The sequence below is a fragment of the Chryseobacterium sp. Mn2064 genome (assembly GCF_049319685.1).
In the GTDB taxonomy this organism is placed as follows: domain Bacteria; phylum Bacteroidota; class Bacteroidia; order Flavobacteriales; family Weeksellaceae; genus Chryseobacterium.
This window is the reverse complement of the sequence record NZ_JBMOUE010000002.1, coordinates 266,821-293,487: the sequence shown is the minus strand read 5'-3', so window position 1 is coordinate 293,487 and position 26,667 is coordinate 266,821. Positions and strand designations below refer to the sequence as shown.

Sequence of the window (26,667 nt, the reverse complement as noted above, 5' to 3'; positions counted from 1 at the left end):
TCGGGGAAAGTTTTCTAGTTGATTTTTACAGTAATTACCTTTGTGAAAGAATTTTAAAACAAAAAAAATGTCAAAAAAACAAATTACTGCAGCCGCTGTAGCGAGAATTCAAAAAGCAACAGTTCTATCGAATGGAGGAGTAACTCCTAAAGGAAGCTTTGCAGCAAAAGCTCAAAGTGTATTGGCTAAAAAAGGAAAGTAAATATTAATTAAAGGGTGCCTGTAATGGTGCCCTTTCTAAAGTCTTATAAAATGATAGATATATTGCTAAGTTATTTAAATCAAAAAAAATACTCTTTAGAATCTTCTGCTTATCAAAAGTATTCTTCAATGGTTTATCCAAAATTTATCGAAGATCGATTTAGTGAGTATAAAGATGATTTACCAGATAATTTTAATGATTTTATTTTGAGGTATAAACACTATTGTAATGAAAATATGCCAGAAGATAACAACATTAATATAAGCGAATTTAATTTCAATAACTTGTCTTCAGGTATAGAAAAACTAGATGATATCACGCGGTTTATTTCCAGCAGTGAAAAGGTTCTGTATTTAATTTTTGGATTTTTTATTTTACAGTATGTGCATATCCTGACATTAATTTCAATTAGGAAAAAAACTCTTATTTACTCAAAAGAAGATATAATAAAGTTTTTTGACAAGAAAATTCAATTTAGTCAGGCTGACATCGCTAAAGAATGGGAGGTAGACAATGATACCTTATCTAAATGGTTTGAAATCATGTATCAATCTAACCCTTTTGTTAAGCGAAAAAAGATTAATTTATCTGAATATCTTAGAATGTACAATGATTTTTTTATTGTAGAAAAGGATACGAGAAGTAAGGATGATGATTTTATGATTCCGGATGATAAAATGGATTTTTACATCTCTATAGCAATAAAGGGAAAAACCTATAAGAAAAGTGAGGTAATTGAATTAGGGTTTGATCTTGACGATAGACCAAGTTCTACGCATTATACCCAAGCCAGAAAGTTTCTTTCGGGAAAATATCCGTATTACACACTTCTGAATAAATTTCCTAGTGCCTGGGCATTGGAGCTGATTGAAGTGTTGAAAATAAAATAGTTGATTAATTGTTGTTTAGACCAAATGAATTAGTTCCAAGTTTATTTTTGAAAAGACGTTCTTTTTTGATGGCTTCGTCGGCAGTTATCGTTTTCGGAAGTAGCATTAAAATTGAGAATTGAAAATGGTTACCATGTGAAGGGTCAAAATCAAGAAGCTCTTTTAACATCTTATTATTTCCATGACCATTCGTTAAAACGTAAGCTGACCAGCGACCCCAGATTCCATTTTCACCGTATGCTGATCCTACATAAAGCTTGCCTGTTTGGGTATCATTAATAAGATATACACCCTTTGTTATGGAAAGTACCTTTTTCCAGTCACTGTATTGATTGGTTACTATTTCTTTCAGTTCGCTAAAACTTAGAATAAAATCGAAATAATCTGTAAACTGCTTATAATGAAGTCCGGGTTTGATCTCTATGACTTCCATTTCATTTTTTATCCATTGATGCCAGGAAATAGCATTGCTCCACTTGATAATAACTCTCTCTCTAAGATCGTCATATTGCTCAAGTACTTCTATCATTTCATAATGGAAGCAGTCTTCAGCAAACTTTTTTCTGTCTGTAATTTGATATACACCTATAAATCGAGCGAAAATACCCTCTTCACCTATAAACGAAACGATATAATCGACATCTTTAAAAACATCTTTAGATTGTGAACTCTGATAAGCAAGGAATTCTGACCGGTGATTCTTATAAAGATCATATAAATTCTGTCTTCCGTCTTTGTGCCTTACTAGTTTAACTTTTACATTCTTTTCTAACCCTCTATTATAAAGCAGTTCTTGTATGGTAATCATTTTCTTTACTTATATGCTGTCTTATTGTGACTGTGTTTATTTAACGGTAATAATAGGTGCACGTTTCGTTGCTTCCTGATCAGCACCTTTAATCAGTTTTACTGAATGTTCGATATAGAATGTTTTTAGGGTTTTATTATTCGTAATATTCAGCTCTTTTATTGATGTACCGAGTAGATACAATTGCACCAAATCTTTATTTTTTGATAGATCAAGGTTGACCAGTAGTTTACATCCGTCAAGATTAAGCGTGTGGAGGACTGGAAATTTTCTGGTGTCGAAATCAGTAAAAAAATTATCCTGTAAATAAATGTATTTTATATTTTTAGAGTTTAACTGAATTTTGGTTAATCCCAATCTGAAAGCATAAATACCTTTCAAATTAACCAAACCTTTTAAATTTAGAACTCCAATTTTATTGTTATCACCTATATAAAGATTTTCAAGCTTTGTAAGCTTGTTTACAGGAGAAAAATCTGAAATATTATTCTTGCGCAGATTAAGTTCTTTCAAATTCTGAAAGTGTTCAAGGCCGCTTAAATCGGAAATATTCTTTTCATCCAGTTTCAGTTCGGTTACGGTGTTTATTTCTGAAACTTCTAATTTTCCGTTATGGTTTTGATCGAACTGCTGTAACAGAGCCGTTTTGAGGTTGTTGTCTTTAATGGAAATTTCTTGTACAGCAATATTGATGGATAGAATGACTGCAAGGGATATTATAATTCTGTTCATTTTATAAAAGGTAATAATAGAGTCTTTAATAACATATTTATGACTGTGGATCGATAATAATGTACCGTGCGTCGTCAGAAATTATAAATTCGTACTTCAGGATAATCTTCGCATTTACATTGTTACTTTCCAATATATCGATTTCATCTTCATTATAGTGATATCCGTCTTTTTCACTCCATTCTTTAATCTTGTTGTCGGTAATGTCTCCTTTTTGCGATTCAGTTATTTCAACAATTAACTGATTCTTATACCAATTCGGATTTTTGCTTGTGTATATCTGGCCTTTAATTGAAGAAAAATCTACAACCAAAATATGATTTTTAAATTTCGAAAACTGGTGTATGACAGGAATTCCATTAAATTTTTTGCTGAAAAGGGGACGTGTAGTATTGTGTTCATAAGTTAAATCCTGAAGTTTATCAGCATTGCTCCAGTTTGCAAATATTACAACATTGCTTTTGTCAGGTGCTTCTTCAATGAAATTTAATACGGTTCCTTTAGGATCACCTGAAATTATAATTTTATCATCTTGCAAAAGTTCAAAGAATGAACTGTCAATACTCCTCGCAAGATGACCACCAAAGTCATTTAATCCAATGATGCCTTGGTAGTATTCTCCCTCAATGAAAGCAAATTTCATTTTTAAAAGTTTTTGAAAGAAACCATAGCCTTTCACCTCATCATCGTTAGGTAAGAATTCTAAATTTCCAAGGCTTTTAAGTATAGAAAGAATTACCGTATTTTCTTCCCATAATTTACCAACATTATTTCGAAACTCATCAATTTTTTCTTTAGAGAGTGGAATTTCTTTTATCTTTTTATAATAATCTATTTCAACTTCTTTTTTCAGAAAAGAGAATACATTGAGAATTTTTTCTTTTTTAAAATTAAGTGTAGTTTCTGTATTTTGATTACCTACCGAATTAGAAATCAGATTTTTATATTCATCTTTTTGAAGTGTTATATCGTCTAAAATATCTTTGATATCATCTCCAATGAAGTTAAATTTTTGTCTTATTATAATTTCGCTTAGGTCATCGTTTACATTAATAATATGCTCAAATTTGAAAAGTATTATTGTAAGACCATATGTTAACCATGTATTTGGAGTTAAAGCACTATAAAATTGATTCACTGGAGTTTCTTTAATTTCCCATTCTTTAACAGCCCACAAATTGCTGTTTTCAATTTTATCAAAAAGGTCGAAAAAATGGTTTAAAAAGTTGAAACCATACTCATATGTTCTGTCTTCTAAATTTCTTTCAAAATAGCTAATGTCATAATTATCGAAAGTGATTGAGTTTTTATGTTTTAAAAAATATATCCAACTCAATAAAGTGGTGTTAAAGTAAAAAAAGAAATTCTCTCGGTCTTCCTTATTTTCTATTTTAAAAAGGGTTTGTTCAAATTTAGATGTAGCAATATTAAATAATTCATGATCATCATCCTGAAGAATTAATTTTAAAATATTGATTAATGGTAAATAAGAAAGTTCTAAATACTTTACATCAATATTCCCATAATCATTAATGAAGCTGATTTTTGATAGCAAAGACTCAAACATTCTTTCGATCAACGAAGTTTTATACTTTGGTGATAAATAAGGGAATATACTAACACTTAAGCTTACCGACTTAGAAAATGCATTTAATGATTTATTAAAAGATTTGCTTTGCAACGTGTATAATAAAAAATTTAACAATTTTTCAAAGGATTGTGGATGGTCTTTTTCAGATGCATTGATAATATCCTGAAAAATTGTGGAAAAAATCTCGTTTATATAATTAAAAGAGACTGTATCGTAATACTTGTTTAAGTTATAATTCATTTTCTAATTCAATAAATTCAGTGTAAATATCATCTAAGTTCTGTAGGTTATCATCAAGCTCATTAAACTTATTACTTAATGTATTGTCATTTACTTTTTTCAATAACTTTTGTAAATATTCTTGGGAATAGTCAGATTGTAAATTATTTTTTGAGGAAAATGAATAGATGTTTTTGTAGATAATATTAGGATTTGGTTGTAATGCAAATAATTTAATATCATTGGTTTTTTCATATAGTTTTCCCAACTGTAGTTCATGATAATATTTTTTCGTATCTCCCATCTTTTCAGATAAGTTTTTAATAGCGGAAATATTAATATCACTTAAATAAACATTTTTTTTGTTCTTTTTTACATAATGTTTAACTCCTTCAATTTCCTGCCAGACAGGATATGATATAAACTTTAATTCATTCTCCATTAAATGTTTGTATTCTTCCTTAAATCTTTTTTTTAAATAATGATTGTAAAAAGATTTATAAAATTCAAGATGTAATTCTAACTTAACGATTTTTGTCCTTTTTGTTTTATGTATAAACTTGAAAACAGTATTATACAAATAAACCAGTAATAAAATATAGGTAGCAAATGAAGTAAATATGAAGATTAAAATATTGCTTTTCACACTTTGATTTCTGATGCTTGGGCTTACGAAATATAAACTTAAGACACAAATGATAAGGGTAAAACCTAAATAGGTAATGAATTTAAAATTTACTTTCTTATCAATGATAGACTGAATCTCGTCTCTTTCATCTTTTAAATGTGTTAATAAAAGATTGGTTACAAATAAGTTCATCGAAACTAATGTAATTATACCAGTCGTAAAAGTCTTAACAGTATCGTCAAAATTAATTGTAAAAAATTTTAAAAAGTCCCAATCTATAAATATTGTATACAGAACAATTATGGAAATTAAAGCTAAGTAAATAAAAAAGACAGCCCAAAACCCTCTGCTGAATATCCAACTGAGGATATCTAAAATTGTATTGTTTTTATGATTATAGACTTTTGGAAATTTGGATTTAATTTCCTTTTTAACTGATTGTTTTAGACTCATTCGGGGATTAGTTTTTTCAACTCATTGGCTTTGATACATGAATAATATACAAGTCAATTGAGAATTTCATAAAAATAGATATTTATTCAATTTAAAACAAACATTATTTCATTCGAGTATGAAGTCTGGTGCCAAACTATACATCTTTAAATCACTTAATCAATTGCTATTAAAGAAGTTTCTAGTTTGAGTTTCTAATGATATAGTGTTATGAAAACAAATAATGGTAAGGGATCTACTGAAAAAATTAAAATTCAGGATACACTACTTGCTCTTCACCACCAAACAAATACCATTGGAATAGTGCAAGGAGTTGATTTTAATGGAGAGCTAATAGTTGATGTCTCCAGGGAGTCTTATAAAAATGGGTTGCATTTTGATCGGGGAGATGAACGTTTTCTCGAGATATACAGTACATTCTACCATCAGCTAAAAACTCCGGATGAGTTTGCATTTTTTAAAGTAACTGAATTTGAAGCCGAGCAGACTGTAAAAGATTTACAGCATTATATTGATACTGCTTCTGATCATGAAAGAGAAAAACTGAATGAATACTCCGTTTCTATAGATAAAGTGGAGGCGCAGAAAGAATATATTGCTAGAACTCAAAAAGACCGTTATCAATATGATGTCGAACAAGTGGATTGGAAAATGATGTCTCAGATTGGATTGACTAGAGAAAAGCTGGAAAGTATGGGAGCGTTGGAATCTTTGCTTAAGGGATATAAAACATCAATGCTTATCCCGGTGAAAATTGATCTTGGAACAGCTGTCAGTATACTGGATGCGCGCTTGCCTCTAAAGGTTAATGAGGTGGGAAAGCTTGAAACTCGGGTTCATCCTATCAGGAAGAAATGTGATTTCACAAAACCTTTCTTTGGGCATCAGTCCAGCCAAGGGAATCAAAAAAAATTACTGGAAATTGGGAATATGGGACGGGTGGTGGAGTTGATACATCCTATAACTGGAGAAGTAATTTCTTCTTTGGTCAGCAGAGATAAGCTGACCAATGACTTAGTGCCGCTTAGAGTTGATTTGGTAAGAATTCCTTTGGTGATAAAAGGGGTGACACTGGATGAATTACAGAAGAAGACGCTAAAAGAGGGAAAGCCATTGTATATAGAAAATATGCTTTCCAGGAGAGGAACACTTTTTAATGCAACGGTTCAGTTTAATACAGATAAACGGTATGTTGAGTTTTTATTTCCTCGTAATACTAGTAATTTGAATTTAGATTCAAATCTTAGTTCTAAAACAGATGTTCCGGCTACTTTCAGAGGGAAAAAATTGAGATCGTGGCAGGTAGAGAAATTAAATAAAGGGGAGGTGGCATATATTGATGGGCTCGTGGATCGGAAAGGTAAAAAATATCAGGGGTATTTGAGATTTGATAAAAAGGTGGGGAAGTTTGAGTTTTCTTTTAAGAATGTGTGGAGGGAAAGTTTAAAAATCAAAAAATCTAGTGTACGTCGAGGTTTTAATTTATAAAAAAGAGGTTCTTATACTTTTGCTCTTCTATAATAATAATCAGTTAGTTACTGTAAAACTTAAGGTTAAAAAAACTATGATTTACAGATGATTTTAGCAAAATTCATGAATCAACTTTTTTGGATTTTAAGTAAATAGGTGGTAAAATAAATTATTTTATATACTAGTTTTTAAGATCCTTTATTAAATCGCTCAGAGGATACATATCACCACTCTGAATATAATAGTTTTCTGCATCCATTTTTGTATAATGATTAAGAATTGAGTTTTGTGGCAACACACAGCCGTCAGCAATTGCATCAACAAGGTTTTGATGAGTACTGTAGCCAGCAGTATCATAGCTCCAGATATTTTCAGATATTACTTTTTCAATATCAGCCTTGTTTAGATTATCGCTGTAATATATTTTACGAGACTGAAAGATTTTTTTAATATCAGGATTGACTCTTACTAAAATAAAATAATCATATTGGGTGGTAGAACCGTTGTTTAATAAAGTATTTGGTAAATATCTGCCTTGTTTATCCCAATCCCTGGTTTCGAGAAGTAGTAAATTTGATTGTGAAGCAGCAGACTTTACATTAATTTTTATTCCGTTTATCTCTAAGTCGGAATCGTCCCATTGTCCGGCTCCTAATATCCGGAAATCCGGCTTCTCTAAAATTAAATTTTGTGATTGGAAATAGTTATACAATGCAACTTCAGCTAATTTTCCCTGAAATGTGTTGCAGAATTTTTCTCCTGCTCTTCTGCCATACTGTCCGCCGGTTCTGTTCGCTCTGTGATGCCCTTCTCCAAAGCACATCTCGTATGCAAAATTAAGCACATTACGGATGTCATTATCAGCAATAGGTAAACCATTAAATGGTTTTGGTCTGCTAACATAATATTTATTTGAATTTGGTGTTTGATCTAATTTCATATCTGGATACTTCTTGTTCCGGCAACTTCTGCTATGATATTCCAGTTTTCTTTGTATTCTTCAAGAGAAGTAAGGCTGACACTGGTTATTTGATTATCTGGAATCGTTTCAACATAGGTCATCGGAATTATATAACAAATACCAACCTGCTTATCAACAGCTGCGTAAATATCACAGTGTTCCGCCGTTATTCTCTGTCCGCGGTTTCTTTCATGCTGATAATCGATTCCCTGTCCGCCTCTGTCTCTGTCTTTAAAACTGATTGTATTTCCTGATGCTCCTTTGATCTGAATTCTTAAAAGAATATTGTTATAATCTATTACTGCGTCATATTTGCTGGATCTTACATCGACATTTGAACAGTTAAAACCTGCGAGTATCGCTCTTGCTAAAAACAAAAACTGAGCACTGTCGCCTGCATTAGCTGTCATTACACCGCTGTCTATATTTTGAATATTTGTTGGAAATCCGTTAGAAAAAATAAAATCATACTGCTTTTCCATGATTTTCCTGAGACTTGTAATTGTATATTTATAATGGTGGGAATTAGCCATACTTTGCCTAATGTAGTTTACTGCATTATCTATAAACCCCTGTTTATCGACTTCGCTACTAATACTTGCTTGTAAATTAGCGTCATAATAATTCTGGAGGTCAGATTTTAAAATGAAATGGCGGTTTGCAATATTTGTAATTCTTGCCTTTACAAAGTTCACTGCAGCGAACTCACGGTCTAATACCTGGATAAATTCAGAATTTCTGCATCTTTCTATAAAATAACGCTTCATTATATTTTTGAAATCAGTCTGGGAACCAAACAAAGCATTCCCATTACGACCGACATTTGCTATGTTAAAATTCGGTGCGTTTACGGACTCCATATTTTCCGTAAGATATTCAATTTGTTCCTCTGTCATTTTAATAAATCAATTATGCTGACTCCCAATCCAGATGCAATTTTTTGGATGCTGGTCAGTGTAACATTTTTTTCAGCTCTTTCAATCATTCCTACATAAGTACGATGCACATCAGAAAGGTGGGCAAGCTGTTCCTGTGAAAGACCTTTTTGAATCCTTAAATATCTTACCGTATCTCCAAACTTTACAAGTATTTCTGATTTCTTTTTCATTTCAGGTTGTTACACGTAAATCTAAATATTGTAGAAATTTTAATCAACATACTAAAGTTAGCATGTGCTGAAATTTTCTTGTGAAAAGTCCTTGGATAGAGATTATGTAAAGAAATAATTTTAATTTTAAGAAGATTTACTTTACTTTGTATTTATTATGAAGAATTTTATAAGCTATGTGTTGCCATTCAAAAGTTCTTTTAGGCAGATTGCTCTCAATAGACGCGAGCTTTCTTTATTAGAGAATTTAGTTATCAGATATTTAAAAGTAAAGGATTTAAATGAGCTTCGTGACAGATTCGAAGGTCAGGCTTTTTTAGATAATTTTCTCCAAAAAAGTGTGCCGCTGATAGGACTTCAAAAATATCTTAAAACAGATTTAATAGATTTTGAAACTATCTCACCTGATAAGATTAAACCAGAGATTATTATTAATGGAAAAACAGTTAATGTTATTCAATTTGGGAACCATCTGCCAGTGCTTGATACGTTAGATAATCTTCCATGCATTTTTATTTATTCTACACAAAGGCAGATGCTTGAATTATGCGGTTTTGCATCATCATATACTATTCAAAATTCTATTACAGATATTAGGAGATATGGGTTCGGTTCTAAGGAAACTATGAAAGGTGCCTTCTATGGATTTGATGAATTGAAAATGTTTGAAAGTATTGAAGATTTGGTTGAACTGCTTAAATGGTAAATTCTAATAATTTATTCTGCATCATCATTCTCTCTTACGGGCTCACCTTTCATAAAATCTTCAAAAGCTCCAACAGGAGCAAAATCAATATGTATTAACGAGTATTGGTCTTTTTTTCTCCAAAGACGGACTGAATCTGTTCCTTTCTTTTCAAGCCAGTCTTTTGTAACAAGAGTTCTGCTTTTTAAGCCTAAAACATCAACAAGAAGCCATTGACCCAATGCCGCCTGTCCATAGATATTTCCAAACTGGTCACGCTCTGTCAAGCTTCCTGATTGAAAGTTTTTCAGATTATCACCAGTAAGAAGTGCTGGAATAGTTCTTCCATCTGGAAGGGCTAAGTGAAAACGGACTTCTGGCCGTAATATTCTGCTGGCTTTTCTTTCTTCTATAACTTTTAAAATATCTGGGCAGAAAAAATTTTTGAATTTCTGATGGAAATCTATTGGTATTGGAATGTAAATTTCGTTTAATGGCCTTAAAGTATTAGACCCTTTATTTTTAGAAGCTGCATTCCATGCGTTCAGGCCTGATTTTTCTTCAACCTCTTTACTTTTATAAGAGTAGAGTGGCAGGTAAATTTCAACAGCCTCCTCTGCTGTGTTTTTCTTCTCAACTTTTTCTGTAAGCTGGAGATAAGCTTTCAGTAGAAATGCAAACGGATCTTCGATAATTTTTATATCAAAACGGTTTAACAGGAGAGTGTTGTATTTCTCTGAATCAAATTTCTGCCATATCTGAGAATCACCAAATGTGTATTTATATTCTTTCAGTCCGTCAGACCAGACTATTCCGCTGTCATTTGAACCGATAATAGAAATATTAGAAATGTCAACTTTTGGATAGGAACATTCATGGATACTGAATAGTCCCTTATCTCGTGTTATATAATGGTAAATGTTATCTGTCTCCGTAAGCCCAAGTCTAACATAGTCGCCAGACATTCTTTCATTTTTTATTAAAGAAATCTTAGAAGCAAGAGAATGTGCATCTGATTTATAGATGTCAATTTCGTTCTTGTATCTTTTCAGCTGCATGACCTTTTGGAAAGATGGCCTGCTACTCATCCACGTCTTTAATCCAATTCCGATTCTCCTTGTCCCAAATACTGATAATACATCATGAGGAGTATTGCCTATATCAACATTTTCACTGTCAAATATTTTAGCAAAAACAGTTTCTTGAAATTTAGAATCCAGATGGGGAACAGCATCGCCGTGCTTTTGTCTGAAAAGATTAGACAAAGCACCATAAACCTGCAGAAACTGTATGTATTCTTTCCGCTGGTCAGTTGTATACTGCTCCCAGACACTCATATTAAAGAACTTTTATAATTTCCCTGCTGATTCTTTCAATCAAAGTCGTAGTCACAGAATTTCCTGCCTGCATGTAAAGTTTACTGTCCGCAATTTTAGGAAGGATATATTTATCCATCGGATATCCCTGAAAAGCAAAACACTCTTTCGGAGTCAGTTTTCTGATTCCGAAATCATCCTTGATTAACGGTACGTTATGTCCTCCTGCACCCATATTCGCGGTAAGAGTAGGGCATACGTTACTTTTATTCTCTCTTACATAGACTCTTCTCCACTGATAAACAGTATCCTTTTTTGTCATTGTTTTTTCAAGTTCAGGATAGTACTGGTGGGTTTCTTTATAATAGTATTTTTCGTCCTGTTTTCCCTCCTCTAAAAAGTCATGTATTGTATGCGTCAGCGGAATCTCTTCTGGGAATTTGAAGTCGGCGAAATTAGGTACCTGCTCGGGATCAAATGCTACAATAAAAATTCTTTCTCTATTTTGTGGTACATTTCCATGGGTCATAGAGTTTAAAATTTTTGCGAAAACTCTGTATTGCAATTTTTCTTCAAGGATTTCACAGATGACTCTAAATGTTTTTCCTTTGTCATGGCCTACAAGATTCTTGACATTTTCAAGAAAAACAACTTTAGGTCGGTGTTTCTCAACGATTTTTTCAATATCAAAAAATAAGGTTCCTCTTGTATCTGAAAATCCTTTTTGATAGCCTGCAATGGAAAATGCTTGACAGGGAAATCCTGCACATAAAACATCAAAATCTTCGGGTATGTAGTCTTTAATATTTTTCTGGGATATATCACCAAAAGGAACTTCTCCGAAATTTTCTTTATAGGTAATCTGTGCGTCTTTATTCCATTCGCTCGTATAAATACATCTTCCCCCTGCATTCTGCATTGCAATTCTAAATCCCCCGATTCCTGCGAATAAGTCGATAAATTTAAAAGAATAATTTTTAGGAGTGGTAAACGGAACATTTTCAACCTCGGAAAGCAACTTTTTTACAGCTGACTTTACGGTAGTTTTTTCAGCATATCTTTTTTTGTAGTTTACAAAATTTTCTACTATACTTAGCGCCTTTTTTTCGTAATGCTTAGCAACACCATTATGGTAATTATGCAGATAATGAGTCAGCACGGCTTTTTCTTCAGAAGCGTTTCCTACTGCTGAAAATTCATAATCTTTATTGTCTAATTCAGCTATTTTTATAGTGTTTTTATCTAACATCATTCTCCTTAAATTGAAGCGCAATTTACAAAAAAAGGCTTAGATTTTCGTAAGTAAAATGTCGGTAGGGTTTATAAACCTTATTTCAATCTTATCATCAATCTGAGCACCAATATGATAGAACCAGTCGCCAAGAAGCTGCAAATCACCATCACCATGAAACTGTTTGGCATATGTTTCTTGTGCTTGATTTCCCGATGCTTTCAGCCAGCCGTTAGTTATAAAACCATCAGAAGTGCTGAAAGTATAAACCTGACTTCTAGCTGGTTCTTTATCATTTGTAATTTCGCATCTGTAGGCTTCGGAGGCAGGTATTTGAAGATAACCTTCTCCATAACGGATTCCTCTCGTATTCGTATGGCGGTGAGAACCCCATTCTAAGTGGGCTTGTTTAAGTGTTGTTACAAAAAATTGTCCTGTAGTTGGCATAGTTTTAGTTTTTTGTTAATTCTTTTATTTTTTGTTCTATTTGATCGGTGTACAGTTCGGTATTTTGCTCAATATCCTTTGACCAGAATCTCATCACTGTCCAGTTTTCTTTTATTAATTCAGCATCTACAATTTTATCTCTGCTGATGTTTCTTTCTATTTTTGGAATCCAATATTCACGGTTAGATTTAATATTTTCTTTTCTTATTTCCCAGTCTTTTCCGTGCCAGAATTCACCGTCTACAAAAATGGCAAGCTTAATTTTTTTGAAAGTTAAATCGGGTTTTCCAAAAACAGATTTATTGTTTTTACGATAGCGATAACCTTTTCTGAACAATGATTTTGCAAGAAGAACTTCTGCTTTTGTAGCAGATGCCTTAATAGCCTGCATATTTTTTCTTCTTTGTTCGGGGGTTAGGTTATCCATAAAACTAAAATTACGAATTTAAATTCAGTCTGACTATTTTTTCTCTAATCCGCTTTATCAAGATATAAAATAATATTACTCATAGATAATCTAAATTCAATGGAGATAAGCATATAAAAAAATAGTCAATCCATATAATCGCTTAATGCAGAATTAATAAAAAAATATGATATTTGCATTTTTAACATTACCAATGATATAATTTCATAATGGATTCCTATATGCAAATATTATTTCATTAAGAAAATTAACAGTAAAAATTAAAACTATGGATAAAGGTCCTTTTTCACTTTATGATTTTATGGGATATTTTATTCCTGGAGCGTTAGCATTATATCTTATACTTATAGGATCAGGAGGTGATTTGACAGATTTTTCTAAAGATTTTTTATTGAAGGACAAAACAACTTTTATTGATATACCATTGTATATCATAGTTTTCTATATTATTTTGTCATATTGTATGGGCCATTTTCTCAGCTTTTTTTCTACCTTAACAGTTGAGCGATATACAAGGATAATCTATGGTGATCCATCAAAAAATTTACTATCAGATGTGGAGAGAAAAAGATATGAAATTTTGTTTCCAAGTAGCATTACCAATAATATCAAAGAAAAGATCAGAAGTAACTTTGGTTTATTTTTTATTCTTCCTTTGATAATGTTCGATACTATATTGTATTATCTGAAATATAAACACAGATATATGAATCAAATACCGTCACCTTACCGCACTTTAGTGATGACCAAGATAAATGATGCATTTGGACAAATAGGTTTTCAGGGTGATGTTTTCGCAAATACAGCCAATAACTATCATCAGTTGCTTATCCATTACAACTATGAATACACGCAGACACACGCCTCTAAACTAATGAACTATGTTGCTCTATATGGATTTCTTCGTGTAATAACATTAATATCGTCTGTTTATTTAACGTATTTAGTTTTTTATTTTTGTCTGAATTATTCAGTAGATTATAGTTGGAATGGTGTTTTGCAGGCGATTTTCATCTTAGCAAAACTATTTCTCTATGGACTAGTAACCTTTATCTTCTTCTTAGGTTATTTGAAATTTTACAGAAGATACACTTTAGAAAATTTAATGTTGATTTTATTAATTAAGAAACCTTAAAAGATTCGGATTCCATTTGATTAATTTTTTTTAAATGGATTTTATCAGAATTTGTATCGAAATTTTCAATAGTTCAAAAGACTTTTAGGATTAAGATTATGAGGTGCCAATAAAAGTTGTTCTCTATTAAGCAAGTTTGCTCCTAGGTTTCCATATTCATCGAAAATAGAATCATGTTATAAACATTTATTAGTTACTTGTATCTCAAGTTTATGAAATTATTAAAAATAGTATATTAAAAACCAAAAAAGAATTTGAAGAAACGCAAGATGCTTTACAAAAAATGTTCTGAAAAAATTGGTGTATAAAAAATCCCGACTTACGTCAGGATTTTCTCTTATTTTTATTTTTAAACTCTTTTTGCAAACAATCAATTTCTAATTCTATTTTTTGTATTTCTTTTGCGTCCAATTTTGTGAAAAGAAATAATATATCAATGTCTAAAAAGTTGCTAAGTTTTACGATATTCTCAATTGTGGGATTTGTCAATCCTCTTTCAATTCTACCTACATGATCTTTAGAAATATTTAATTCCAATCCTAATTGGAATTGGGATAATTCTCTCCTTAATCTATAGACTTGAATTAATTTACCAATTTGAAACTTTAAATCTTCTACCTGCCATTTATACATGTAGTAAATTTTGATCTTTTAAATACTTTTCATAAAGATATATATGTCGTCTATTGTTTTTTTTATTATATTTGTAAAATAGGTTACAGATAATGTAACTTTGCGATACTTCAACGAAATATTAGAAGCTATTGCTTAGAATCTCGAAGCAGAAAACTGGTAATTTTCAAATAACAACGAGATGATAGGCCTGAAGCTCACGACCTAGGCGTGGGCTCTCTTATCTGTTGTTATGGGTATACCAGTGCCTCTGCTCGGATAATGTAGAGTACCCATGCCGTTTTATTTTCCAATGCAGTTCTGCTTTTCTACATTATTCTATTTCTAAGCTGCTTACCAACATAGAGTATCTACGACACGTTACAATGGGGTGTACAACCCATTGAGGCTTTGCAGCTTTCAGAGAACACAAATTTCATTCATATTAATTTTTATGATATGCTTTGGGTAGGGAGTGTTTTTATTACAAGAATGCTTCCTCCCAGGCATAAATTTACGATCAGGAACCTAAAAAAACATACAAGAAACAGAAAGTGTAGAGTAACCATAGAAAAAAGAAAGCCCTTTCCGCATGATAGTTTATTGGCATTAGACTGTGCAGGAAAGAGCCGTGAGCTTAATTTAATTAAACGTATTCAAAAGTATGAAAAAAAACTTTTGCAGCCTGAGTCATCTTCAAATGGCTTTTGGCTTCACATTGCTCGCTTCCAGCGTAGCAATAGGGCAGGTGCGTACCATTTCAGGTACTGTCACAGAGAATAATAAGCCGTTACAGGGAGTATCGGTATTTCAACAGGGTAGTGAGTCCGTCGCAATTACAAATGACAAAGGGTACTACCAAATTCAAATTGTAGGAGCCGAAGCAGTTCTTGTGTTCAGGCATCCGGATTATCCTGATCGTAAGGTGGTGTTGGGAGATCGTAAGGTAATGAATATTACGTTAGGAGGGCAGGAAAAGGAGATTGAAGAAGTTACTATTAATGCAGGATATTATAAGGTAAAGGAAAAAGAGAGTACAGGAAGTATTGCCAAAGTAACCGCAAAAGACCTTGGGAATCAACCAGTCAATAATGTACTGTCAGCAGCACAAGGAAGAATGGCAGGAGTAAGTATTACCCAAAATTCGGGTATTGCAGGCGGAGGCTATGATGTGCAGATCAGAGGAAGGAACAGTTTAAGAACATTATCTAATAGTGCTGTAGATGGAAATCAACCGCTATATGTTCTGGATGGTGTCCCAATGTCTACGTCTGTGATCTCTACCTTTTCGTCACAAATACTTCCTTTCAGAAATATTAATCCATTAAATAGCCTAAATCCCAATGATATTGAAAGTCTTGAAATTTTAAAGGATGCAGATGCAACGGCAATTTATGGGAGCAGAGGAGCTAATGGAGTCATTTTAATTACTACAAAAAAAGGAAGTAAAAATAAGTCTACCATTAGCATCAACTCAAGTCTGGCTTTTAGTAATGTCGCATCTCATCTGAAAATGATGAATACTTCAGAATATATTGCCATGCGTAAATCAGCATTTACAAATGATAATATTTCTGCATATCCAGCAACGGCATATGATGTAAATGGAGCTTGGGATGAAAACCGTTACACTGATTGGCAAAAAACACTTATTGGTAAAACTGCCACAACTTCTAATACCAGTGTAGGTTTATCGGGAGGCTCAGACGGCTGGACATATCGTGTTAATGTCACACATAATGAGCAAACAACTGTCTATCCTGCCGACTATCAATATAAAAATAATACCTTATCAATGGGGTTCACTCATAGATCAAAGGATAAAAAATTAAATATTGCGCTGTCAAATAATTTTTCACAGCAATTTAATAATGTGATCAATGAAGATTTAACAACTACAAGCATCTTTTTAAGTCCTAATGCTCCAGCATTATATAATGCAGACGGTTCATTAAACTGGCAAAACAATACTTTTACCAATCCGATGGCTTCCTCGGTTGTTACGTATCAGAATGATACAAAACAGATGAATAACAGTCTGAATATTTCTTATCAGATTTTTCCCAATATAAGTTTCAGTATTAATTCTGGGTTTAATTATCAGAATTTTGAGGAATTTAATTTAAGACCTCATACAAGGTATAATCCTGCTTTTAATTTTACAAGCGCCAATGGGTCAAGCACTTTTACAAGTAGTTTTTCTTCATTTTCATATAATGTAGAACCTCAATTGACAGCAGATTATAAATGGGGAAGAAATAAATTAAATGTACTGGTTGGAACTACGATCAATTCATCTGAATCTAAACAATCTTCTATTCAAGGTTCCGGATTCGAAAGTAATGCACTTATGATGAATATCAATGCAGCAAAAACAAAGATATTTTCTGATATTATTTCTACAGACTACAAATATGTTGCTGTTTTTGGAAGGGTGAATTATCAGCTGGATAATAAGTATATTATTAATTTCACAGCAAGAAGAGACGGTTCCAGCCGCTTTGGACCCAATAACAGATTCGCAAATTTTGGAGCTGTGGGAGCAGCATGGCTATTTTCAAAAGAAAATTTTTTGAATAGTAAAAAATGGCTGAGTTTTGGTAAAATAAGAGGAAGCTACGGAATAGCAGGCAGTGATAATATTGGAGACGCTCAATATCGTGATACATATTCTGTAGCGTCATCAAGCATTTATAATGGAGTAGTAGGGCTTGTTCCAACCAGATTGTTCAATGGAAATTTTAGCTGGGAAAAAACAAAGAAGCTTGAATTTGCACTTGAAACCTCATTTTTTAAAGATATAATAGGGCTTAATATCTCTTGGTTTAGAAACAGATCAGATAACCAGCTAGTAGGATTGCCTTTGCCTGCAACAACAGGATTTACCTCGGTTCAGGCCAATTTGGCTGCAACGGTTGAAAACACGGGTTGGGAATTTGAATTCAGAACTTCCCCAGTGAAGACAAAAACGTTTTCATGGCAATCAGACTTCAATCTGACCATACCTCGAAACTGCTTATTGGCATTTCCGGGACTTGAAGGTTCTACCTATGCCAATCAATATGTCATAGGTTCTAGTACATCTATCGTTAAACTCTATAATTTTTTAAGAATCAATCCCAATACAGGGCTTTATTCATTTGCCGATGTCAATGGAGACGGTAAAATTTCATCTCCTGACGATAATAAAAGTATCGAAGATTTAGCAGTCAAGTTTTATGGTGGATGGTCAAACAGGTTGAGATATAAGAATTGGGATTTATCGTTTTTATTTCAATTTACAAAACAGCGAAATTATAATTATCATAGTTATATGCCTGTTGCAGGAACGATGAATAATCAGGCTCAGGTAGTTTCGAATGTTTGGTCTGAAACAAATCCAGCGGGGTACTATATGCCTTATTCCACGGGAGTTGATGCGGGAAAGAATGCCGCTCATGCCAATTTCATGCGTAGTACCGCAGCAGTAGGTGATGCATCATTTATTAGATTGAAGAACGTTCAGCTTAATTATAGAATCCCTTTCAATAATGCTGCTACCACAGAGGTTATTCTGTATGTTCAAGGGCAAAATGTTTTAACGTGGACAAAATATTTTGGACTAGATCCGGAATTTGTAACAACAGGCTTCTTGCCACCCTTAAGAACATGGTCAATTGGAACTCAAATTAACTTTTAAATCTTACAAAATGAAAAATACTATCATAAATATAATTAAGTGTCTGTCATTGGGTATTGGGATGACTTGCTTGTTTTCATGTGAAAAATTTATTGACACAGACCTACCCACAAATCAAATAGGAACGTCTGAAGTATTCTCAGATGTATCGTCAGCAAATGCGGCTTTAGCAGGTTTATATGCCGAATTATGGAGCTCTTCAATGATTTCAGGGGATGTTACTGGTTCAGCAGCTATTCTTGGAACATATACAGACGATCTTACCTGCTACGCCCCTTATATTCAAAATGGGTTAGTCGATGTATACAACAACGTACAAATTCCAAGCAACACCATTGTTTATAATTTGTGGTCGAAAGCTTATAAACACATCTATTACGCAAATTCAATTATCAAAGGGGTTAAAGAATCCTCTTCAATTTCTCAAGTAAATAAAGACCGATTAATAGGTGAGGCAACTGTCATTCGCTCTCTGCTGTATTATAATCTATCTCAAATTTTTGATGAAGTGCCTTATACGGATACTACGGATTACCTATACAATAGCCAGCTAAAAAAAATAAGCAAAGTACAACTCATTTCAAATCTTGAAAGTGATCTCCAAACAGTATTAAATGGTTTGAATGATCAATATGCGAATCAGGAAAGAATCTATGTCAATCGAAAGGTGGCAGAACTTTTATTAGCAAAGGTATTTTTAAGTCAGGAAAAATGGAGTCAAGCAGAAAATCTGCTTTTTCAAATTACGCAGTCTCCTTTATATGTCTGGGAGACAGATTTGAGTAAAGTTTTTACCAAAACAGGAAAACATATTTTATGGCAGCTAAAACCTGCAAATTCAACAGATGCTACCAAAGAATATCTTCTCTATAATTTTACGACAAGCTTACCAACATCTTTTTCATTATCGGATGCTTTAGTGAATTCCTTTGAATTAGGTGATCTACGAAAAACAGCTTGGATGCTTCCAATCGTAATCAATCAAAAAACCTATTTCCGTCCCATGAAGTATAGAAATCCCGCAAATTCCAATACCACTGAAAATTCAGTAATATTTAGAATCGAAGAAGTGTATTTATTATATGCTGAGAGTTTAGTGAATCAAAATAAAATATTGGAAGCTAAAATAATAGTGGATAAAATTAGGCAAAGAGCAGGATTGAATCCTTTACCAATAGGTCTTTCAAAACAGGAAATGATTAACAAAATTTTAGATGAGTCCAGACATGAGTTTTTTGCTGAAATGGGACATCGCTTTTTTGATCTTAAGCGTTTAAAAAAAATCGATATTATTGCTTTATCTAAACCAAATTGGAAAAGTTTTCATAGTGCATTTCCAATTCCTGAAAAAGAAATGGTCATTAACCCTAATCTTAATCCGCAAAATCCGGGGTACTGATGGAAAAGTTGATGATATTCCTATTAATCTGTATATATCAATGGGCATATACACAAACGGAAAAAGATTCCATTCCCTACAGCGAACAAAATAAAGCCTATGATATTTATTTAAAAAGTACATCGAAAGAAGGGAAATGGATAGCGTTTTTTAAAGTGTATGATAATAACAATGACAGTCTTTTCATAATAAATCGATCAAATCCTGACAAAAAATATTATAGAATAAAGGTTTTAGATCATAAATGGAGCAAGGATAAACTCATTTTAAAATATCAGAATCAAACAGAAATTTTTGATTATCTCAGTGGTAAGAACAAGATTTTACCCGCTTGCGAAAGCATAGGTACAATAGAAAATGAAGATATACTTGTTCTAAAAACCTCAGACAACGTACAGATTTACGATTTAAGCAGAGGAGAAATAATTGATCGTATTAATAATGTCATCCATGTATTCTACATAAACGACCGTATTTATCTGCAGATTAGAGAGAACAGCAAATTTCAAATCATAGAATGGAGTGAAAGGAAAAAAAATAAGCTTTATTCTTCGGCAGAACAGATTTCGAACGTTGTGGGAGCACAGGTTAATTCATTTTTAATATTAAAAAAACAGAGAAACCAGTTGAATGATATTATATATTATAATACGAAGCATCAATTGGAATATAAGTTTTCAGAACTTCAGCCACTACAGTTTAATTCGACAATAGCATACCAGAGATCCGACGGAAGAATTGTGATTAATGCCGAAAAAGTTAAAGATAAAAAATCAGCTGAAGCACCGGAAATCTGGTTAACATCTGACAATAACCTTATTGAGAAATTTAAAAAATCAGAAACAACAAAGTTTCTCTGGTCACCAGTAGAACAAAAGGTCAAGGTAATGGGAACGGACAAGTTAAACAGGGTAGTGGATATTGGCAATAAGACTTATTTCTTAGCTTTTAGTTTTTCTGAATTGCAGGACTATACAGCTAAAAAAGTACCTGCTATAGTGTATCGTTATAATGCATCAAGTAATCAATATGATTATATTGATACAATAAGATCAAACGTCAATTATTCTCCTGATGGTAACTATCTTATTTATAGGAATGGACGAAAATGGAGGTTGCTGGATGTGAATACAATGAGACATAAAGATGTAGAAAATCTGAACTTTGAGAATGCTTATTTTACAAATGAGAATAATGTCTATTTTGATGGCTCCACAGGTATATGGAAATATAATAGTAAAGTAAGTAAGATTAAGCAAGTGTTCACAAATAATAAAGGCAGTTGTAAAATTTTAGATTTTAAGAATAAATCAAACTTTGCCAATTATCCTTTTGAGCTTTCATTTTATTCTAAAGTTCTTAACGAACTTAACTATATATTCGAAGTGAATGATGAAGCGAGTTTGACGAAGTCTATATTTGAAAAATATGCTGACAAGTATTATCAAATAACTGATTTTACCACATCTAAAATGATTTATCAGAAGACAGATAAGGCAAAAAATGCTTATTTATTTACTGAAGAAAATTTTAATAAACCCAAACGGATTATTGATTTAAGCAGAGCATCTCGTAAAAAAGTACTTTTTCAATCTAATGCTAACGATAAGGATCAATCGAAAATTAAAGTGGAAACTATTAAATACAAAAATAGGGAAGGGGTTGAGCTTAAAGGTATTTTATATTATCCGTTGGATGTTGAAGCAGGAAAGAAGTACCCTATGGTGGTACATGTTTATCAAATTCAGAGCGATAAAATTAATGAATATCCTCTTTTTTTAGAAAACAGTGTAGACGTTGGGTTCAGTATCAGGAAGCTTATTGAAAAAGGATATTTTGTCTATATGCCGGATATTGTTTTTGATAAAAAAGGAACTGGAATTGCAGCATTGGATTGTGTTAATAAATCAATAGATGCTTTGAAAAATAATCAGTTGATTGACTTTAATAAGATGGGCTTAACTGGACATTCGCATGGTGGATATATTACCAATTTTATTGCAACGCATTCAGATAGATTCGCAACGTATGTTTCAGGTGCTGGTAATAGCGATATTGTTAGATCTTATTTCTCATTAAATGAATATTTTGTAAGCCCTTTTTACTGGCAGTTTGAAAATGGACAGTACGAAATGAATACTTCGTTTGTAAAGGACAAAGATCTATACTTCAAAAATAATCCAATATATTATGTCGAAAATGTATCAAAACCAATTCTATTATGGACAGGAAAAAAAGATTTAAATATAGAATGGGGACAAATCATGGAATTTTATATAGGACTAAAAAGAAACAATAAAAATGCAACAGTCTTGGTTTATCCAGAGGAGGGGCATATTATTATTTCAAAAAACACTGCTAAAGATCTTCATTATAAGGTTCTGCAATGGTTCGGTTATTATTTGAAAGGAGAAAAAAAAGCAGAATGGATGAATTAAAAAAGGATGCCTGTGGGCATCCTTCTTTTTTAATTTCTGTGTAATGTTACTCCGCATTCAGTTTCACTTAAGAACTGCTGCATAACTTTTGGTGAACCACCAATCAACTCGGTACAAACGGGTCCGCTGGTAGGGTTGCAATCAACTTCTCCTACAAAGATACATTTCTCATCAGGAGCTGATGCATCAAAGTAATAAGCTGTTTCGCTTACTTTTTTTTCTGTTTTTGCCTTATTAGTGGCAAAAGCACTTCCGACACCAAATACCAAGATGGCTACGGGAACTAGAATGGTTTTAAGATTTTTCATAATAATAAAGTATTAAGATGTGCCTACAATTAATTCAGGTTTTCGGCATTACCTGTGAAGCTGTTCAAGTATCGGTTGCGCAAATTGATACTTGACAATTTCATTTCCAATTAAAATGTATAAGTACTTACCATCAATAAACATATCCTTCAGTTTTTCACCATGGCGATCCGGTACCAAAAAACTTCCGGAGTAATACTGCTGATCAGTCTTATAAATATCAATGATGCTTGCTTTATTCCATTGCAAAATTCCGTCATGAATTGCTTTGGAATTTGAATTAATAAACAAAATCTTATCTGAAATGACTGCATTTTTTACGGATTGCTGTAAAGGGTTTTTGATTTTCGTAGTTCCATCAGACAACTTAACAGTTTCCATACTTTGCTCCTTTTTGAAGCTGATTAATCTAAATTTGTTATGCTTCCCTAATGTATTGTTAAATGAAACAAATTCATTTTTATAATAATATACATAAACAAAAGATTTGTTTTCTAAATCGGAGATAAGTAAGCCATCATTTTCTATGTAACCTGTATTTCCTGTTCCAAGAAGATCATAATGAAGATTCATTCGATGATTTTTGTAATCTCCAATGATAAAGGTTTTGTATTTTGAACTCTGTGATCTAAATAAAAAAGAATTATCCGAAGTTGCATGCAGTTGATCAAAATACATTTCATCAAAACTTACAATATTTAACGAATCCGTTTTCTCTAAGTTTCCTCTATAAATAATTGGTACAGTCCCGTCATAGATATAATAATTTGGAGATTGCCACATTACTTTCAGGCTTTTAAAAGGATGAGCCTTTGTATCTAATGGTATTCTAAATTTTGAAAAACCCTTAAGGTCTTTTCTTACTATGGTAATATTTAAAGGAGCTGTGGTATTTCCTAAATAAATATTACCATCATCCTGCCCGGCAAAGTAAAAAGAGTTATAATTGAGATCAAGAGATGCTTCATTTTCTATTGCATGGGGGATATATCTACGAGTAAAATTATTACTTATTCTTAGTTGCTTTTCTGATTGAAGGTATAAAAGGAATACGCTCAATGAACTTAAAATGATGATTGCGAAAATTAAAGAAGTATAATGTAATAACTTTATTTTTTTCTTGGTTTCAACAAGAATAACGGTAATAATTAAGACCAGTACACAAACTACATTAAAATACAAATGCTGTCTCCAATTCATATTTTCAAGAATTCCTCCACAGGAACAAGGTACAAATTCACTGTATTCAAGAATTAAATAAATGTAAACGGTAAAAGCAGACATAATACCTAATGAAGCGTATAGTCCAATTAATCTGCTTTTTTGAAAAATAAGTGTCGCAACAATAATCAGTTCTACTATAATGACCAGATATGATATTGTTCCTGCATATGTGCTAAGTAAGGGTGATTGAGCAATTTGTATTTGAAAATTTTCAAAATCAAGTAGCTTACTTACACTTGCATAAATAAGTAATAAAATAAATAAATATGCTACTGTATTGACTATTAGTTTGGTTATATTTTTCATATCAATGTTAACATTTATATAATAATATCCATGATACTTTTATTCCTCCATAGTTGGGCATCTTACTTTTTTGGAGAATAAACATCGTTGTAGTGTATTTGCCAACTACTTTCCACATTCCGCTTATAGGACATTCTGTACCTGACTCAGCAATTGTTTCTTTTGTTGTATCCATAAGTAAACTAATTAGATACTTTCCAGTTGTCCCGATCTTTAGGAGGATCGGTTTCTTTAATCTCTATTTCTTTCTCTTGACTAGTGCTGTCTGATTTTGACGAAGTCGTATAATGATTTTCCTCTGTTGCTAATTCGGGGATTTCATTGCGCTCTAGAATTTCTTCTGATTGACATGATTGGGCAATAATGAGTAATAACATGATTGCTAGAATATAGATTGTTTTAATGTTCATGATTTGGGATTTAAAAGTTGATTAATCCCGGCCGGTGTTAGGGGTTACTGTTAGAATTCTGAAACGAAATTAGAGAGCTAAACCTTCGAAAAAAAAAGTTTAAAGACCTGATTTATAAACTTAAAATGTTTTTTTTATAAATCAGGTCAGATTGTATTTGTAATGTAACTTTTTGATATTCAGTTGTTAAGTGGTTTTTGTGAAGTTTTGTAATTCCCAGTTTTTGGAAATTAGTTTAAGCTTTGTTCATTTTGTTTAATTTTATGTCAGAATTACCAGATAACAATAATTTACTATGAAAACTATTTTTGGCTTGAATAGAATGTCAATCATTCTGCTGTTTTTTTGTGTTTTTTTCAAGGCAACTGATTTCGAGAAATTAAGAGCAACTTATGATAACTTTGCTGAAAATGATGAAAGAGGATTGGAATTTGTTGATTTATATATTAAGCAGGCTAAAGCTGAAAATAATTTCAAAGAATTATCGCAGGCTTACCGAGATGCAACAAGCTTTTCAGAAAATAAAAAACTTCTATATGCAGACAGTACAATTTGGGCAGCTCAACAATCAAAAAATCTTGATGTTATTGGAAATGCATATTTGACAAAAGGAAGTGTTTATTATTTTACTTACAGAAAATATCAAAAAGCTCTTGATCAATATCTAAGAGCATGGGGATATCTAAAAAATTCCAATAATTCATATTTACATTATAAGAATTTATATCATATTGGAGTGGTAAAGAGTTATTTAGGATATTATGAAGAAGCATTTCAAATTTTTTCAAAATGTAGATCATATTATCTGGTGTATAAACTTAATGATAATCTACCCAATTTAAAATACAATACTAAAAAAGGCTATTTAAATAGCGTCAATCAAATGGCTATTTGTTTATTCCATCAAAATAAATTAGATGATGCATCAGAACTTATTGAAGAAGGGATGAAGGAATCTGCAAATGACCTGAATTTTGATATAGAAAGAAGCTATTTTTATAAATTAAGAGGAGCCTTAAATTTTATTAAAAAGAATGATAAAACAGCGTTGTCCGATTTTAATGTTGCTTTAATAGGAATAGAAAAGAAACGCGACTTTACAAATACTTCACTAATCTACTTTCTGAAAGGGAAAATTTTTCTTAGAAATAACCAAGCAAAGGAAGGATATGCAAATTTGAAAAAAATTGATTCAATCTTTGTAGAGCACAAATTTGTTTTACCAGGAGTCAGGGAAGCTTATGAATTACTTATAGATTATTGTAGAGATACAAGAAATGCCAAGGGTGAACTTTACTACACGAAACAACTTTTAAGTTTTGATAAAATACTATCTGCAGATTTTAAATATCTATCAGGAAAAATTTATAAAGGGTACGACACGGAGGATTTGATACATTCAAAAGAAAAATTAGAGTCATCCTCATTGTTTGGTTATATTATAGCAGGAGCTACAATAACTACATGTATTTTATTTTCTGGTGTAAAATATTACCAGCTCAAACGTAAAAGAACAAATACTGAAACTAAAAAAGATCAAGCAACCGATCTAATATATCTAGATGAGAAGAATAAATTACCACAGAAGTTATCTAAACTCACGGATAAAGTTGTAAATGATATCCTGAATAAATTAGAAATCATGGAGGGAAATAAATTCTATTTAGAGAAGGGATTAACACAAAACCAACTAGCTAAAAGATTAAAAACAAATACAACTTACTTATCTGGTATTATTAATGAATACAAAGGTTCAAATTTCAATACATATATTAATATTTTAAGAGTGGAGTATGCCAAACAAATGCTAACATCAAACAATGAATGGAGGAAGTATTCAATAGAAACCATAGCAAAGGAATGTGGATTTACGAATAGATCTAATTTTTCTAAAATATTTATAGAAGTTGTAGGTGTTAATCCAGTTGAATTTGTAGAAAAGATCCAGATGAATCGTAGTGAGTAGCCTGCTTCCTATTTAATTCGTA

At 32.0% G+C, this 26,667-nt stretch carries 25 protein-coding genes; 9 read left to right on the top strand and 16 right to left on the bottom strand.

The genetic code is table 11. The features are described 5' to 3' along the window. Positions 1-67 precede the first annotated feature (67 nt). Positions 68-202, top strand: a complete 135-nt coding sequence (locus ACL9RH_RS08405) for a hypothetical protein (RefSeq protein ID WP_262511404.1) — start codon at positions 68-70, stop codon at positions 200-202. 50 nt (positions 203-252) lie between these two features. Continuing rightward, positions 253-1,092 (top strand): hypothetical protein, encoded by an 840-nt coding sequence (locus ACL9RH_RS08400; protein ID WP_422692914.1) that lies wholly within the window; start codon positions 253-255, stop codon positions 1,090-1,092. Positions 1,093-1,096: 4 nt separating this feature from the next. Here ACL9RH_RS08400 and ACL9RH_RS08395 read toward each other — a convergent pair whose 3' ends face one another. From ACL9RH_RS08395 to ACL9RH_RS08380, 4 genes are read right to left on the bottom strand one after another with little or no spacing between them, the layout of a single operon-like run. Further along, entirely contained in the window at positions 1,097-1,900 is an 804-nt protein-coding gene (locus ACL9RH_RS08395; RefSeq protein WP_422692913.1) for a GIY-YIG nuclease family protein, read from the bottom strand. 36 nt (positions 1,901-1,936) lie between these two features. After that, complete coding sequence (locus ACL9RH_RS08390) at positions 1,937-2,632, bottom strand: leucine-rich repeat domain-containing protein (protein ID WP_422692912.1); 696 nt, start codon at positions 2,630-2,632, stop codon at positions 1,937-1,939. 37 nt (positions 2,633-2,669) lie between these two features. Further along, positions 2,670-4,463 (bottom strand): hypothetical protein, encoded by a 1,794-nt coding sequence (locus ACL9RH_RS08385; RefSeq protein WP_422692911.1) that lies wholly within the window; start codon positions 4,461-4,463, stop codon positions 2,670-2,672. Beyond that, complete coding sequence (locus ACL9RH_RS08380; RefSeq protein ID WP_422692910.1) at positions 4,453-5,523, bottom strand: hypothetical protein; 1,071 nt, start codon at positions 5,521-5,523, stop codon at positions 4,453-4,455. Before ACL9RH_RS08380 ends, ACL9RH_RS08385 begins: the two co-directional genes overlap by 11 nt. 210 nt (positions 5,524-5,733) lie before the next feature. On the opposite strand from ACL9RH_RS08380, the gene ACL9RH_RS08375 reads away from it, so the two are divergent. Next, complete coding sequence (locus ACL9RH_RS08375; RefSeq protein ID WP_422692909.1) at positions 5,734-7,011, top strand: DUF3945 domain-containing protein; 1,278 nt, start codon at positions 5,734-5,736, stop codon at positions 7,009-7,011. A gap of 163 nt (positions 7,012-7,174) precedes the next feature. Here the strand turns inward: ACL9RH_RS08375 and ACL9RH_RS08370 are convergent, their stop codons facing one another. Genes ACL9RH_RS08370 through ACL9RH_RS08360 form a run of 3 tightly spaced genes read right to left on the bottom strand, consistent with a single transcriptional unit; the run spans position 7,175 to position 9,062 of the window. Further along, on the bottom strand, positions 7,175-7,933 hold the full coding sequence (locus tag ACL9RH_RS08370; protein WP_422692908.1) for a hypothetical protein: 759 nt from the start codon (positions 7,931-7,933) through the stop codon (positions 7,175-7,177). Beyond that, positions 7,930-8,850 carry a hypothetical protein gene (locus ACL9RH_RS08365; RefSeq protein WP_422692907.1) on the bottom strand — a complete coding sequence of 307 codons (921 nt, stop codon included), beginning with the start codon at positions 8,848-8,850 and terminating at the stop codon, positions 7,930-7,932. Before ACL9RH_RS08365 ends, ACL9RH_RS08370 begins: the two co-directional genes overlap by 4 nt. Next, positions 8,847-9,062 carry a helix-turn-helix domain-containing protein gene (locus tag ACL9RH_RS08360; protein WP_422692906.1) on the bottom strand — a complete coding sequence of 72 codons (216 nt, stop codon included), beginning with the start codon at positions 9,060-9,062 and terminating at the stop codon, positions 8,847-8,849. Before ACL9RH_RS08360 ends, ACL9RH_RS08365 begins: the two co-directional genes overlap by 4 nt. A gap of 157 nt (positions 9,063-9,219) precedes the next feature. On the opposite strand from ACL9RH_RS08360, the gene ACL9RH_RS08355 reads away from it, so the two are divergent. Beyond that, positions 9,220-9,768, top strand: coding sequence for a hypothetical protein (locus tag ACL9RH_RS08355; protein ID WP_422692905.1), 549 nt, complete (start codon positions 9,220-9,222; stop codon positions 9,766-9,768). Between the two features lie 11 nt (positions 9,769-9,779). On the opposite strand, the gene ACL9RH_RS08350 is transcribed toward ACL9RH_RS08355, so the two are convergent. Genes ACL9RH_RS08350 through ACL9RH_RS08335 form a run of 4 tightly spaced genes read right to left on the bottom strand, consistent with a single transcriptional unit; the run spans position 9,780 to position 13,168 of the window. Beyond that, entirely contained in the window at positions 9,780-11,084 is a 1,305-nt protein-coding gene (locus ACL9RH_RS08350; protein ID WP_422692904.1) for an NgoFVII family restriction endonuclease, read from the bottom strand. A gap of 1 nt (position 11,085) precedes the next feature. After that, positions 11,086-12,315, bottom strand: a complete 1,230-nt coding sequence (dcm, locus tag ACL9RH_RS08345) for a DNA (cytosine-5-)-methyltransferase (RefSeq protein ID WP_422692903.1) — start codon at positions 12,313-12,315, stop codon at positions 11,086-11,088. A 36-nt stretch (positions 12,316-12,351) separates the two neighbouring features. Beyond that, positions 12,352-12,741 (bottom strand): hypothetical protein, encoded by a 390-nt coding sequence (locus tag ACL9RH_RS08340; protein WP_422692902.1) that lies wholly within the window; start codon positions 12,739-12,741, stop codon positions 12,352-12,354. A 4-nt stretch (positions 12,742-12,745) separates the two neighbouring features. Beyond that, positions 12,746-13,168, bottom strand: coding sequence for a very short patch repair endonuclease (locus tag ACL9RH_RS08335; RefSeq protein ID WP_422692901.1), 423 nt, complete (start codon positions 13,166-13,168; stop codon positions 12,746-12,748). 268 nt (positions 13,169-13,436) lie between these two features. Here ACL9RH_RS08335 and ACL9RH_RS08330 point away from each other — a divergent pair, with 268 nt between their 5' ends. Beyond that, complete coding sequence (locus tag ACL9RH_RS08330; protein ID WP_422692900.1) at positions 13,437-14,303, top strand: hypothetical protein; 867 nt, start codon at positions 13,437-13,439, stop codon at positions 14,301-14,303. Between the two features lie 324 nt (positions 14,304-14,627). Here the strand turns inward: ACL9RH_RS08330 and ACL9RH_RS08325 are convergent, their stop codons facing one another. After that, on the bottom strand, positions 14,628-14,936 hold the full coding sequence (locus tag ACL9RH_RS08325; RefSeq protein ID WP_422692899.1) for a helix-turn-helix domain-containing protein: 309 nt from the start codon (positions 14,934-14,936) through the stop codon (positions 14,628-14,630). A 643-nt stretch (positions 14,937-15,579) separates the two neighbouring features. On the opposite strand from ACL9RH_RS08325, the gene ACL9RH_RS08320 reads away from it, so the two are divergent. The 3 genes from ACL9RH_RS08320 to ACL9RH_RS08310 are packed head-to-tail and all read left to right on the top strand — an operon-like array spanning position 15,580 to position 22,431. Continuing rightward, positions 15,580-18,594: a SusC/RagA family TonB-linked outer membrane protein gene (locus ACL9RH_RS08320; RefSeq protein ID WP_422692898.1), complete on the top strand. Its 3,015-nt coding sequence runs from the start codon at positions 15,580-15,582 to the stop codon at positions 18,592-18,594. Positions 18,595-18,604: 10 nt separating this feature from the next. Beyond that, positions 18,605-19,993: a RagB/SusD family nutrient uptake outer membrane protein gene (locus tag ACL9RH_RS08315; protein WP_422692897.1), complete on the top strand. Its 1,389-nt coding sequence runs from the start codon at positions 18,605-18,607 to the stop codon at positions 19,991-19,993. Continuing rightward, the gene (locus ACL9RH_RS08310; protein WP_422692896.1) at positions 19,993-22,431 is read left to right on the top strand and encodes an alpha/beta hydrolase family protein; all 2,439 of its coding nucleotides are present in this window, start codon (positions 19,993-19,995) and stop codon (positions 22,429-22,431) included. Before ACL9RH_RS08315 ends, ACL9RH_RS08310 begins: the two co-directional genes overlap by 1 nt. A 29-nt stretch (positions 22,432-22,460) precedes the next feature. Here the strand turns inward: ACL9RH_RS08310 and ACL9RH_RS08305 are convergent, their stop codons facing one another. From ACL9RH_RS08305 to ACL9RH_RS08290, 4 genes are read right to left on the bottom strand one after another with little or no spacing between them, the layout of a single operon-like run. Continuing rightward, positions 22,461-22,739, bottom strand: coding sequence for a DUF6520 family protein (locus ACL9RH_RS08305; RefSeq protein WP_089690785.1), 279 nt, complete (start codon positions 22,737-22,739; stop codon positions 22,461-22,463). A gap of 48 nt (positions 22,740-22,787) precedes the next feature. Continuing rightward, positions 22,788-24,269, bottom strand: a complete 1,482-nt coding sequence (locus tag ACL9RH_RS08300) for a MauE/DoxX family redox-associated membrane protein (protein ID WP_422692895.1) — start codon at positions 24,267-24,269, stop codon at positions 22,788-22,790. Positions 24,270-24,276: 7 nt separating this feature from the next. Further along, on the bottom strand, positions 24,277-24,444 hold the full coding sequence (locus tag ACL9RH_RS08295) for a hypothetical protein (protein WP_422692894.1): 168 nt from the start codon (positions 24,442-24,444) through the stop codon (positions 24,277-24,279). Between the two features lie 7 nt (positions 24,445-24,451). Further along, entirely contained in the window at positions 24,452-24,679 is a 228-nt protein-coding gene (locus ACL9RH_RS08290) for a hypothetical protein (RefSeq protein WP_422692893.1), read from the bottom strand. A gap of 295 nt (positions 24,680-24,974) precedes the next feature. Here ACL9RH_RS08290 and ACL9RH_RS08285 point away from each other — a divergent pair, with 295 nt between their 5' ends. After that, positions 24,975-26,645 carry a helix-turn-helix domain-containing protein gene (locus ACL9RH_RS08285; protein ID WP_422692892.1) on the top strand — a complete coding sequence of 557 codons (1,671 nt, stop codon included), beginning with the start codon at positions 24,975-24,977 and terminating at the stop codon, positions 26,643-26,645. Positions 26,646-26,667: the final 22 nt, after the last annotated feature.